This window comes from Shinella oryzae (assembly GCF_023038235.1).
GTDB classification, from domain to species: Bacteria; Pseudomonadota; Alphaproteobacteria; order Rhizobiales; family Rhizobiaceae; genus Shinella; species Shinella sumterensis.
In genome coordinates, this window is record NZ_CP081987.1 from 847900 (window position 1) to 860061 (window position 12162).

The following is a 12162-nucleotide window of genomic DNA, read 5'->3' on the forward strand; positions in this document are numbered from 1 at the left end:
CCGCCTGTGAATCGCCGCTTTCTCTCCTATCTAATGCAGCCAAAGAGGGCCTTCAGGCGTTCTCGGCCAGGATGCGGAGTAGACGAATGAGAGTTCAGGCGATTTTCAACCGGGATGGCGGAACGTTTCGGACCACCGACATGGAGGCCTATGCCCGCCATGCGGAAGAAGTTTTCGCCGCGGCGGGGCACCATCTCGACTGTGACATCGTGGAAAGCTCCGATATCGAGATGGTGCTGCGCCGCTGTGCGGAGCGCACCGATCTGGACGCGATGCTGGCCGGTGGCGGCGACGGCACCATTTCGGCGGCGGCCGGGCTTGCCTGGCAGAGCGGCATGCCGCTCGGCATCATCCCCGCCGGCACCATGAACCTCTTTGCCCGCTCGCTGAAGATTCCGCTCGATATCTGGCAGGCGATCGATGCGCTGGCGGACGGCGATATCTCCGCCGCCGACATCGGCACGGCGGACGACCGGCCGTTCGTGCATCAGTTTTCCGCAGGCCTCCACGCCCGCATGGTGCGCCTGCGCAATGCCATGACCTACCGGTCGCGCATGGGAAAGATCATCGCCAATACGCGCGCGGCGCTGGGCGTGATCCTCGATCCGCCGGAATTCGAGGTGGAATTCGAGGTCGATGGCGTTGCGGAAAGCCGCAAGGTCTCGGCCATCAACGTCTCCAACAACAGGTTCGGCGACAACGGCCTGCTGTATGCGGATGACCTGTCCGGCGGGCATCTCGGTTTCTACACCACCAGCCCGTTGAAGCCCGCCGGCGTGGCGCGGCTTGCCTTCGATATCCTGCGCGGCAAGCTGCGCGAAAACGCCGATGTGCGCGAGATGACCGGCCGCGAAGTCGAGTTGCACTTCCCGCGGGTCGATCGGTCGATCAACTGCGTCATCGACGGTGAGCTGCTGCCGATGGACCGCGACGTTTCGATCCGCCTCCATCCCGGCGAACTCAAGGTCATCGTGCCGAAGGTGCAGGCGGGCAACATGCCCACGACAGCGACGGCGGCAGCCTGAAAACAGGCTCGTCCCTTCGCCCCGCATGCGGGGCGAAGATGGTCGGCAGGCGGAGCCGAGCCGTTCAGATTCGCGGCAGATAGGTCTGGTAGTCGAAATCCGAGACCGTGCGCAGATAGGTGATGGCCTCCTTGCGCTTCGTGTCGCCGTAGAGCTTCTGGTAGGCTTCGCCGAACGCGTCCTTGATGAAGGGCGAGGCCGAGAATTCTTCCACCGCGGTCAGGAAATCGTGCGTCAGGCGCGTGGCCGGCGGCGCATCCTTGCCGGGCTCCGTCACCGGCCCCGGATCGAGTTCGTTGTCGAGCCCGAGCAGGATGCCGCCCAGGATCGCCGTCAGCAGCAGGTAGGGGTTCACGTCGGCGCCCGCCACGCGGTGTTCGACACGTGCCGCCGGGCCGTCCTTGTCGGGAATGCGGATCGCGGTGCCGCGGTGGCCGAAGCCCCAGGTCAGGTCGACAGGCGCGAACGAGCCCGGCTGGAACCGGCGATAGGAGTTTGCGAACGGTGCGAAGACGAGCTGCGCGTCGCGCATCGTCTGCAGCATGCCCGCGCAGATCGACTTGAGCTTCGCCGGATCGCCGCCCTTGGCGTCGAGAATGTTCTTGCCGTCCTTGTCGATGACGCTGCAATGTACATGCAGTCCGGAGCCCGCATGCTCGGCATAGGGCTTTGCCATGCAGGTGGATTTCAGCCCGAACCGGCGTGCGGCCTGTTCGGCGATGCGCTTGAGGTAGATGCAGTCGTCGGCGGCGGCAAGCGCGTCCGGCCGGTGCAGCAGGTTGATCTCGAACTGGCCGGGGCCGAACTCCGCCGTGGTCGCATCCGCCGGCAGGTCCATCTCCTTCGCCCAGGCGCGCACCGTCTGGATATAGCCGTCCAGCGCATCGGTGGCGCGCATGTCGTAGAGCTGGAAGCCGTTCGGCTCGTCGCGATACATCAGGGCGGCCGGCGGGCGCGGCTTGCCGGTCTCGCGCCAGTCGTCCTCGACCACGTAGAATTCGAGCTCGGTCGCCACGACCGGTGTGAGGCCGCGGTCCTCGAAGCGCTTCACCATGCGGGCAAGAATGGCGCGCGGGTCCATGAAGGAGGCCGTGCCGTCGAATTCGTGCATGGTGGCCAGCACCTGGCGCGAGCCCTCGGGCGCCCAGGGCATTGCCGTCAGCGAGCGACGATCGGGAATGCACACGCCGTCGGGGTCGCCGACGGACAGCGACAGGCCGGTGATGTCGTCATTGTCGTCGCCCCAGATGTCGAGCGATTGGGTGGAGGAGGGCAGGCGAACCGAACCGTCCCAGATCTTCTTCTCGGCTTCGGGCGGAATCTGCTTGCCGCGCAGGTCGCCGTTCATGCCGACGAGAAGGATTTCGATACGGGCCTGGGAATTGGTGGGCGCGTTGGCCGGCGGCGAACCGGCAGCCTTCTTGTCGTTTGTCATGGTGCCTGCTTTTGGTTTGGCGGGAAGCACCGGCCGGAAATTTTGCTCGCGCAGCATCTCTTGCCAAATGCCTGTTACATGGGCATTTTCGTAACCCATTCTGTCCCGTCGTTCAATAAGGCGGGTTCCACCTGCAAGGATGTATTCAAATGTCGCAGACCAGTGCAGCAGCCGTTTCGAACCTCGGTGCCCTCGATGCCGCCCACCATCTTCATCCGTTCTCGGACATGAAGAAACTGAACGCGGCCGGCACCCGCATCATCGAACGCGGCGAGGGCTGCTACATCTTCGACAACCACGGCAAACGCTATCTCGACGGCTTCGCCGGCCTGTGGTGCGTGAATATCGGTTACGGCCGCAAGGAAATCGCCGATGCCGTCGTGCGGCAGATGAACGAGCTACCCTACTACAACACCTTCTTCGGCACCACGACGCCGCCGGCCGTTCTGCTTGCGCAGAAGATCGCCTCGCATGCCGGCCCCAACATCAACCGCGTCTTCTTCACCGGCTCGGGTTCGGAGGCCAACGACACCTGGTTCCGCATGGCCCGCGTCTATTGGGGCGCGATGGGCAAGCCGACCAAGAAGGCCATCATCGCCCGCAAGAACGGCTATCACGGCTCCACCGTCGCCGGTGCCTCGCTCGGCGGCATGAAGTGGATGCACGAGCAGGGCGACCTGCCGATCGCCGGCGTGCACCATATCGACCAGCCGTTCTGGTACGGCGAGGGCGGCGATCTCACTTCGGATGAATTCGGCCTGAAGATGGCCCGCCAGCTGGAAGAGAAGATCGACGAACTGGGCGAAGACAACGTTGCCGCCTTCGTCGCCGAACCGATCCAGGGCGCGGGCGGCGTCATCGTGCCGCCGGCCACCTACTGGCCGGAAATCGCCCGCATCTGCAAGGCGCGCAACATCCTGCTCGTCACGGATGAAGTCATCTGCGGTTTCGGCCGCACCGGCCACTGGTTCGGCCACCAGCATTTTGGCGTCGAGCCGGATCTGGCGCCCATCGCCAAAGGCCTGTCCTCCGGCTACCTGCCGATCGGCGGCGTCATGGTGTCCGACCGCGTCGGCAATGTGCTGGTCGAGGAAGTCGGCGACTTCAACCACGGCTTCACCTATTCCGGCCACCCGGTCTGCGCCGCCGCGGCACTGGAAAACCTGCGCATCATCGAGGATGAGAAGCTGGTCGAGCGCGTGCACGACGATATCGGCCCTTACCTCGCCGCCGGCCTGAAGTCATTGGAGGACCTGCCGATCGTCGGCGAAGTCCAGCAGGTCGGCCTCATGGCCGCCGTCCAGCTCGCCGAGGACAAGACGACGCGCAAGCGCTTCGAAGACAAGGAAAAGGCCGGTGTCACCGTGCGCAACCATTGCCTGGAAAACGGCCTGGTGCTGCGCGCCACCGGCGACCGCATGCTCTTCTCCCCGCCGCTCGTCATCACCCACGCCGAAGTCGACCAGATGATCGACATCACCCGCAAGGGCCTGGAGCACGCTTGGACGGTGATGAAGGGCTGAGGTTCAGGCCTGAAGCGAAAGGATTTCCGCTTCCACGACACGGCTTTGCGACGCATGGCCGGGGCATTGGCTCCGGTCATCGGCGCTTCCCGGATGGACCATCATCAATGTGTCGGCGGCGCGCGCGCTCAGGAGCGTGGGTAGCCATCGCGCGACGGCGTCCGGCCTGTCGAGCGGCAAGAAGCCGGAAAAATCGCTGTTCGTCTCCCAGCCCGCCCTGCGGAACGTCCTTGCCGCGCAATGCGCGAGGATCATGACCAGGACGGTCTTTGGCCCGCCTGCGCGCATGTTGAGCATGCGGCCGGCCCATGTCCGGGGCAGCGGCACACGCATCCAGACGCGATTTTCCCGGGGCAGCGTTGCCGCAATCCGGTCAAGACCGGGAAAACAATGGCAGTGCTGGTGACCGTCATAATAGTCCGGCAGAAAGCCGAAGGTGGCGTGGAACGTTTCGGCCTGTCTGCGAAAGGCGCCTTGCGCCTGTTGCGGCAACCGGTCGGTGAGGCAGAGCCGCAGCAGATCGCCGACTGGCCGGTGAAAATGACGGCCTGAAAAGTCGTGCGTGAGGTTGAGATGCAGCCCGATGGCCGCGCCGCGCTCCCGCAGCTGGCGCAGCCGCTCGATATCCCGCGGATCGATATCGCCGTCGACCATGACGGAGGTGCCGTCGATCTTCCCTCCTTCGAGGAGATCGAGGATCACTTTGTCATGCTCCCGGCCGAGGCCGAAGTCGTCTGCAATCAGCATGCGCACCTGCCCTGGCCGTCATCTCGGCCAGACATACACCACCGGCATCTGAAATGGCAGCGTGCGGGGAAAGCGAATGCCCGAGCGTGCGATCGTGAACGTGACCTCTTCCGATTGCAGTCCGTGAAGCGACGCCCAGGCCTTGGCTTCCCGTATGCAGTCCGACGCGTCGGAGCCCTCCACCTCGACGGGGCAGGCGATGATACCGGCCTCGTTCTTCCAGTTCGCGCGCTCCGGATAGTAGGACGGCAGCGCATCGGGCGGCGTCGGCAGTGCTTCTATCGGCGTCGGCGAGAAGAATGCGATCATGGCAGCGAGATTGCCGCTTGAGACCCAGGAAAGCGGCATGTCGTGGCGCGTGTTCCAATGGTCGACGGCCGCCACCGCCTGCTCCTGTTCCGGCCGGTAGTAATTCACGTTGTCGCTGTAGGCGTCCATCGTTGCCGCGATGACGCTGCCAATGAGCATGATCGGCCAGATGAAGCGAAAGGCCGCGATGATCTTCGGTCCGTTTTTCTGCAGAAGCTGCGGGTCGGCATTGGCGATGCCATAGAGCATGAAGGCGAGACCGATCGGGATCGCCCAGGGCGTCGACAGTTCGACAAGGCCGACGACCGCGAAGAAAAGCGTCAGCAGCCACGGCCCCAGCGCCAGCACACCGAGAAGGGCATTATCCCGCGGCAACCGCGCCAGCTGTGCGCAACGGCTGAGGAACGAGCCCTTGACGAGAAAAAGCCCGGCCAGAATGAACGGAATAGGCCAGTAGAAGAGCGGGGCCGCGATGAATTTTGCGATGTAGTAGAGACGCTTGCCGGTCGGGTCGTCTCCCGCCTGTTCGCGGGCATAGGCGATGGCATCCTGATGGGCCATCAGCCAGAGAATGTGCGGCGTGGTCACGGCAAGATAGACGGCGATAGCCACCCACGGGGTCGCCGTGCGCCAGATCCAGCGCTGGTTCGACAGGAACGTGAAGGCAAAGAGCGGCAGGATGAGAACGATGGAATAGTACTTGCTGAGCATGGAAAGCCCGGCCAGCAGGCCAAACAGCGCCGCATGAAGCATGCGCCTTTCGCTCCGCTCCGATGTCGCCTTCACGAACGCCCAGGCCGTCCAGGGCCAGATCGAAAGGCATATCGCGTTCATGTTGAGCTTGTCGGCAAGCGTCAGGTACGGGAAGGCCAGCGCTCCGAGAGCCAGCGCGACAAGCACTTGAAGGTCTCCCAAGCGCAGCGCGCGGCCGAGCGCGAGGATACCCAGCATGGCCACGGCGAGATTGACGGCCGACAGCAGATAGATCGAGGCCACGGTCTTGGGCGCGACCAGAAACCAGATCTTGGCCATCCACGGCAGGAATTGCGGATGCTTGCTCGATCCCGCCAGCCAGTGCTGCGACCAGGCATAGACTTCGGCCATGTCGCCATAGCGATCGAGATTGGGCTTGGCGATGAGGATCATGATCCACCAGACGAAGCAGTGAATCACGACGAAGAGGGCCGGCCTGGAGGAGAAGGTCTTGAACATTCAGGAGGAGATTTCTGTCTGTGCGGACGCTGCCGTGTCCGTGGCAGGCGGTGATATGACACGCTTCTCGGCCAGGATGTAGGGGGGCCGCCGCTTCGCTTCGAGGACGGTCTTGCCGATATATTCGCCGAGCAGGCCGAGGAAGATCATCTGCATGCCGCCGAAGAAGGCCATCAGCGCCAGAACGGAGGCGATGCCGATGCTGTTGGCGGTGAAGAACAGCCGCTCCACGACGATATAGACGCCGTAGACCGCGCTGACGCAGGCAATGACGAGGCCGGCCAGCGCCATCAGGCGCAGGGGTGCAGTGGTAAAGCTCGTCATGGCGTCGAACGACATCGCCATGAGCCGTGCGCCATTGAAGCTCGTGGTGCCGCGCTCCCGCGGCGGTGGCGTGAGCGGCAGGCCGCGCTGGGCAAAGCCGACCCACCCGTAAAGCCCCTTCATGAAGCGCTGGCTTTCCGGCAGCAGGCGCAGCGCGTTGGCGTAGCGCCGGCTGATGAGCCGGAAGTCGCCCGCATTCTCGGTGATCGAGAAGCGCGCGCCCCGGTTCATGACCCAGTAGAAGACATGCGAGAGCGTGGCTTTGAGAGCGCCTTCCGAAGTCCGGCGATGCTCTTTGTAAGTGAAGACACTATCGACGCCCTCGGTTTTCCAGACGCGCACGAGATCGACGAGAAGCTCGGGCGGATGCTGAAGATCGGCATCCATCATGATGATCGCGTCGGCATCGGTCGCCGAATCGATGCCGGCAGAGAGGGCGGCTTCCTTGCCGAAATTGCGCGAGAATTGCAGGAGCGTCACGCCTTGCCCGGCATAATCGAGCGCACCGAGAGCATCGAAGCTTCCATCGGAACTGCCGTCATCGATGAAGACATAGTGGATCGTGTCGATCCCGAACTCATGGCGAATGCGTTCGCAAACCATGTTCAGGCGGCTGACGAGATAGGAGAGGTTCTCCGCCTCGTTGAAAACAGGAACGACTATGGACAGGCTTTGGCCGGAGGTCATTGGCGTCCTTTCATGAAGACCAGCATCGACGAGGCTGCGAAGTTGGCGACGGAAACGACCACGATGGCCACTGCCACGGCGATGAAGACCGGAAGCATCGCGGCGATGAGCAGTTCAAGGATCACGACACGTAGCGCCAGGACGATCGCCGCGAGCATCATGAACTTGACGTAGCGCTTCAGCCAGCCTGCCCCGAATGTGCGAAAGGTGATCCTGTCGTGATAGAGGAAGACGACGGAGGCGCTGATCACCATGGAGAGGCTCAGGGCAAGGGAGGGTGGCGTATCCAGAAGACCATGCGCGCCGAGCGTCACCACATAGTCGATAACAGCGCCGACGACCGAGCCGCCACTGAAAACCAGAAAATTCCTGACGATGGAAAAGGTTTTTTGAAAGTCGGGCATGGGCGGTAAATCGGCTGTGCGAGAACCCGCCGAAAGGCGTTTGGCGCGCGCTGCGGATGGCAAAGCGCGCCGGGACGAAAAATATCCCGACGCACTCAAGTTACCGGCTCAGTAGACCTTAAGGGTCGGTCTGTCCACTGCCGTTTTTTACTGAAACGCAGTCTCGAAAAAGCTTCTGAGTTTGCGGGAATGCAGCTTTTCCGTCGGCATGCCGGCGAGTTTTTCCAGGGCGCGGATACCGATGCGCAGATGCTGGTTGACCTGGGTGCGGTAGAAGGCCGTGGCCATGCCGGGCAGTTTCAGCTCGCCGTGCAGCGGTTTGTCGGAGACGCACAGAAGCGTGCCGTAGGGCACGCGGAAACGGAAGCCGTTGGCGGCGATGGTCGCCGATTCCATGTCGAGCGCGATGGCGCGGGACTGGGAGAGGCGTTTGACCGGCCCGCGCTGGTCGCGCAGTTCCCAGTTCCGGTTGTCGATCGTCGCCACGGTGCCGGTGCGCATGATGCGCTTGAGGTCGTAGCCCTCAAGGCCGGTGACCTCCTCCACGGCACCTTCCAGCGCGACCTGGATTTCCGCCAGCGCCGGGATCGGCACCCAGACGGGCAGGTCGTCGTCCAGCACGTGGTCTTCGCGCACATAGGCATGCGCCAGCACGTAGTCGCCCAGCGTCTGGCTGTTGCGCAGGCCAGCGCAATGGCCGAGCATCAGCCAGGCGTGCGGGCGCAGCACCGCGATATGGTCGGTGATCGTCTTGGCATTGGACGGGCCGACGCCGATATTGACCATGGTGATGCCGCCATGGCCCTTCTTCTTGATGTGATAGGCCGGCATCTGCGGCAGGCGGCCGGGCGTGATGTCCGGGTCCGGCCTGTCGGCGCCGGCATAGGTGATGATGTTGCCGGGCTCGACGAAGGCCGTATAGCCGTTGCCGCCCTCGGCCATCTGCTGGCGCGCCCATTCGCAGAATTCGTCGATATAGAACTGGTAGTTCGTGAACAGCACGAAGTTCTGGAAATGCGTGGCGCTGGTCGCCGTGTAATGGCTGAGGCGCGCAAGCGAATAGTCGATGCGCTGCGCGGTGAAGGGCGCGAGCGGCGAGGGCTCGCCGGGGCCTGGCTCATAGGCGCCGTTGGCGATCTCGTCGTCGGTGTTGGAAAGGTCGGGCGCGTCGAAGAGATCGCGCAGCGGCAGCTCGATGCCCCCGGCCACATCCGCCTCCACATGCGCGCCTTCGCTGAAGGCGAAATGCAGCGGGATCGGCGTCGTCGACTCCGAGACGATGACCCGCACGCCGTGATTGCGCATCAGGAGCCCGAGCTGTTCGATCAGATAGTGACGGAAGAGCTTCGGGCGCGTGATGGTCGTCGTGTAGACGCCGGGCGAGGCGACGTAGCCATAGGAGAGGCGCGAATCCACATGGCCGAAGCTGGTGGTCTCGATGCTGACCTGCGGATAGCAGGCGCGAAAGCGCGTATGCGGCGTGCCGATATCGGCCAGCGAGGCAAAGGCGTCTGTCAGGAAGCTCGTATTGCGATCGTAGAGCGCTTCGAGTGCATCGACGGCGGCCACCGGATCGTCGAAGGACTTGGCCTCATAGGGCGCGGGTGTGGCGTAGGAAAGCGGCTTGGGCGAGAAGATTCGTTTGCTCATGAATCACTATAGGTGTTGTCTTTTGACAAGCAAACGACAACTTCGGCGCGCCCGCAAGCCTTATCGCAAGCCCTATCGCGGAGCCGCGAGAATGACGCCGGCGCCTACGAGTGCCAGTGTCGCGCCGGCAAGGTCGAAGCGGTCCGGCCGCATGCCTTCGGCAAGCCACAGCCAGAGCAGCGAGGCCGCGATATAGACGCCGCCATAGGCCGCATAGGCGCGGCCCGCAAACGCGCTGTCGACCTGCGTCAGCAGCCAGCCGAACAGGGCGAGGGAAACCATGCCGGGAACGAGCCAGAGAACGGACTTGTCCAGCCGCCACCAGGCCCAGAAGGCAAAGCAGCCGGCGATTTCGGCAAGGGCGGCGGCGGAAAACAGAAGGAGGGATTTCATCCGGGCTCCGGTGAGACTTGGCAGTCTCCCCGTTTATCACGGATCAGCCGGCTGGAAAGACCGGCGTCAGCTCATCGACTGGCGCTGGAGGGTGACGAAGAGAACGAGGCCGGCGCCCTGCTTTTCGATCCCGAGGCCGCCGGCATTGCTCCAGGCGAGACCGCCGACCGGCGCGATCATCATCGCCGAGAGGGCGAAGATGCGCAGAAGCGTCGCGGCGGTGTGGGTGAGGGCGGTCATCGGGTTCGTCTTTCGGTTTGCTGTCAGATAGAGGCGCGGCACATCTGCGGTGCGGAGCACGCGACGAGCTTGCCGTTGGAATTATGGGCGTTGCGGCGGTAGTCCGTCTCGACGGCGGCAGCGAGCATGATCGCGAAAATCGCCATCAGAAGCGTGATGATCGTGAGGCGGCGAGCGAGAATGTCCATTGTCTTGTCCCTGAAGCAGAATGTTGCTGTGGTGCCTTTGTCGCATTCCGGGACTGAACGCTCCCTGAGAGGCCGGTTCATCTCCCGTTCAGAAAAGGTCTGAATGCGCCTTGAAGGAGCCCCGGGCACCCTCTACGTCTGGCCTTCTACGTCTGGAACGACACCAAGGAGAGACCGAAATGACCGCGCCGATCGAAGTCTATTACTGGCCCACGCCGAATGGGTACAAAGTCACGATCATGCTGGAGGAACTGGGTGTTCCCTATGACGTCAGGTATATCAATATCGGCAAGGGCGAGCAGTTCGCGCCGGATTTCCTGAAGATCGCGCCCAACAACCGCATGCCGGCGATCATCGATCCGGACGGCCCCGGCGGCGCGCCGATTTCGATCTTCGAGTCCGGCGCGATCCTGCAATATCTCGGCCGCAAATACGGGCAGTTCTATCCGGCGGACGAGCGCAAACGCGTCGACGTCGACCAGTGGCTGTTCTGGCAGATGGGCGGGCTTGGACCGATGGCGGGACAGGCGCATCATTTCCGCGATTACGCACCTGAAAAGATCGCCTACGGCATCGACCGCTATACCAACGAGGTGAACCGCCTCTACGGCGTGATGAACCGGCGGCTTGCCGATCGCGAATATCTGGCCGGCGATTACTCGATCGCGGATATGGCATGCGTCGGCTGGGTGCGGTCCTACGAAAAGCAGGGGCAGGATCTGAACGACTTTCCGCATCTCAAGCGGTGGTTCGAGGCGGTAATGGCGCGGCCGGCCGTCGAGCGCGGCATCGCGGTCGGTCAGGAAGAGCGGGCCCGCCAGGCCAACCTTGCCGAGGACAAGGAAGCCCAGAAGATCCTGTTCGGCCAGCGCGCGCGATAATCGAAGAGGCAAAGCCGGCGCTTGGCGCCGGCTTTTCGGCTTCTAGAGCCGTGTCCAGGTCTGTGACTTGCACAGAACCGCCAGCACGCAGCCCTTCATGCGCAGCGAGCTGCCACTGACCGTGCCGGAGCCGCTGTAGGTCTTGTCCGTCTCCGGGTCGGTGATCGAGCCGCTGTAGTCGGTGCCGGCGCCCTTCATCTGGCCGATGCGCTTGCCGGCGTGTTTTCCCGTCTTCAGGGTAATGCAGAAGCCGCCGCCGCATTTGGCGATCGCCGCGGTCGCGCCGCTTGCCGTCTTCCAGTTGCCCTCGATCGGCTCGGCGGCATTGGCGACGGCGGGCATGGCGAAAAGGGCTGCAATGAGCAAGGTCCTCAGTTTCATTCTCTTCCTCCTCCAGAATGAGCGCGCAGAATATCTTACGCAAACGTAAAGGTAAATATGCGGGGAAACGCGAATCCGGCGCGGTCGAAAAGGGGCGGAGCGACCGAAAAATCGCAGTCCGGAAATTTGCCGCCGTTTGCCGTGGTTAGCGAAGCGTTGAAATCGTCGTTTGAACAATCGGTAAATTTTGAAGCAAATCCGCCGGATTCCAGAAGGTCCGATGTTTAACGAAAATCCAATTTTACCAAGCGTTTGGATTTTGTTCGTCTCAAATTAAGCATGCCTTTTAAGCGCATTTTGAAGGCCCCGCGGCATAGTGGAGCCATAAGACGAGCACGGGATAACCGGCCGGCAAAACTCTCGGGGAAAGACCAAGGCCGCGCAGACGGCAGGCGCCACGAGAGGCCCGAAAGGGCAGGTAAAACAGGACAAAAGAACGAAAACCAGTCAGACAGGGATATCGAAATGGCACGCTTTGATTTTCAGAACACCGAAACGGCCGCCATGACTGGCGGTGACAACCGCGCCGAAACCTTCTGCGACATGGGCCTGATGTATGCGACGGGTCGCGGTTGCGATATCGATGTCGTCCAGGCGCACAAATGGCTCAACATCGCCGCGATCAAGGGGTGCGACCGCGCCGCAGAACTGCGTGCCGATCTTGCCGCGACGATGACGAAAACCGACCTCGCCCTGGCACTGCGCGCCGCCCGCGAGTGGATGACGCTTCACTGATAAGACAGGCCTCAACAGGCATTCGCAA

The 12162-nt window shown here is 62.9% G+C and carries 14 protein-coding genes; 4 read left to right on the forward strand and 10 right to left on the reverse strand.

Features of this window, described 5'->3' with window-relative positions:
• Positions 1-86 precede the first annotated feature (86 nt).
• Positions 87-1025, forward strand: a complete 939-nt coding sequence (locus tag K6301_RS04180) for a diacylglycerol/lipid kinase family protein (protein ID WP_247219508.1) — start codon at positions 87-89, stop codon at positions 1023-1025.
• Positions 1026-1089: 64 nt separating this feature from the next.
• On the opposite strand, the gene K6301_RS04185 is transcribed toward K6301_RS04180, so the two are convergent.
• Positions 1090-2460 (reverse strand): glutamine synthetase family protein, encoded by a 1371-nt coding sequence (locus K6301_RS04185; protein WP_134647496.1) that lies wholly within the window; start codon positions 2458-2460, stop codon positions 1090-1092.
• 149 nt (positions 2461-2609) lie between these two features.
• Here K6301_RS04185 and K6301_RS04190 point away from each other — a divergent pair, with 149 nt between their 5' ends.
• On the forward strand, positions 2610-3983 hold the full coding sequence (locus K6301_RS04190; RefSeq protein ID WP_160870921.1) for an aspartate aminotransferase family protein: 1374 nt from the start codon (positions 2610-2612) through the stop codon (positions 3981-3983).
• A 3-nt stretch (positions 3984-3986) separates the two neighbouring features.
• Here the strand turns inward: K6301_RS04190 and K6301_RS04195 are convergent, their stop codons facing one another.
• From K6301_RS04195 to K6301_RS04230, 8 genes are all read right to left on the reverse strand, one after another.
• Positions 3987-4730: a ChbG/HpnK family deacetylase gene (locus K6301_RS04195; RefSeq protein WP_247219509.1), complete on the reverse strand. Its 744-nt coding sequence runs from the start codon at positions 4728-4730 to the stop codon at positions 3987-3989.
• 18 nt (positions 4731-4748) lie between these two features.
• A complete protein-coding gene (locus tag K6301_RS04200) occupies positions 4749-6251 on the reverse strand; it encodes a glycosyltransferase family 39 protein (protein WP_247219510.1) in 1503 nt (500 codons plus the stop codon).
• Positions 6252-7262: a glycosyltransferase family 2 protein gene (locus tag K6301_RS04205; protein ID WP_247219511.1), complete on the reverse strand. Its 1011-nt coding sequence runs from the start codon at positions 7260-7262 to the stop codon at positions 6252-6254.
• Positions 7259-7666 (reverse strand): GtrA family protein, encoded by a 408-nt coding sequence (locus K6301_RS04210; protein WP_247219512.1) that lies wholly within the window; start codon positions 7664-7666, stop codon positions 7259-7261. Before K6301_RS04210 ends, K6301_RS04205 begins: the two co-directional genes overlap by 4 nt.
• 147 nt (positions 7667-7813) lie before the next feature.
• On the reverse strand, positions 7814-9316 hold the full coding sequence (locus tag K6301_RS04215; RefSeq protein WP_247219513.1) for an AMP nucleosidase: 1503 nt from the start codon (positions 9314-9316) through the stop codon (positions 7814-7816).
• A gap of 72 nt (positions 9317-9388) precedes the next feature.
• Positions 9389-9709, reverse strand: a complete 321-nt coding sequence (locus K6301_RS04220) for a YnfA family protein (protein WP_247219514.1) — start codon at positions 9707-9709, stop codon at positions 9389-9391.
• Positions 9710-9775: 66 nt separating this feature from the next.
• Positions 9776-9949 carry a hypothetical protein gene (locus K6301_RS04225; protein ID WP_167718877.1) on the reverse strand — a complete coding sequence of 58 codons (174 nt, stop codon included), beginning with the start codon at positions 9947-9949 and terminating at the stop codon, positions 9776-9778.
• Positions 9950-9972: 23 nt separating this feature from the next.
• Positions 9973-10137, reverse strand: coding sequence for a hypothetical protein (locus K6301_RS04230; RefSeq protein ID WP_167718835.1), 165 nt, complete (start codon positions 10135-10137; stop codon positions 9973-9975).
• 179 nt (positions 10138-10316) lie between these two features.
• Here K6301_RS04230 and K6301_RS04235 point away from each other — a divergent pair, with 179 nt between their 5' ends.
• Positions 10317-11018 (forward strand): glutathione S-transferase N-terminal domain-containing protein, encoded by a 702-nt coding sequence (locus K6301_RS04235; protein ID WP_247219515.1) that lies wholly within the window; start codon positions 10317-10319, stop codon positions 11016-11018.
• A gap of 42 nt (positions 11019-11060) precedes the next feature.
• Here the strand turns inward: K6301_RS04235 and K6301_RS04240 are convergent, their stop codons facing one another.
• A complete protein-coding gene (locus K6301_RS04240) occupies positions 11061-11399 on the reverse strand; it encodes a DUF2147 domain-containing protein (protein ID WP_247219516.1) in 339 nt (112 codons plus the stop codon).
• Positions 11400-11864: 465 nt separating this feature from the next.
• Between K6301_RS04240 and K6301_RS04245 the strand changes: the two genes are divergently transcribed.
• Positions 11865-12134, forward strand: coding sequence for an SEL1-like repeat protein (locus tag K6301_RS04245; RefSeq protein ID WP_134647476.1), 270 nt, complete (start codon positions 11865-11867; stop codon positions 12132-12134).
• Positions 12135-12162: the final 28 nt, after the last annotated feature.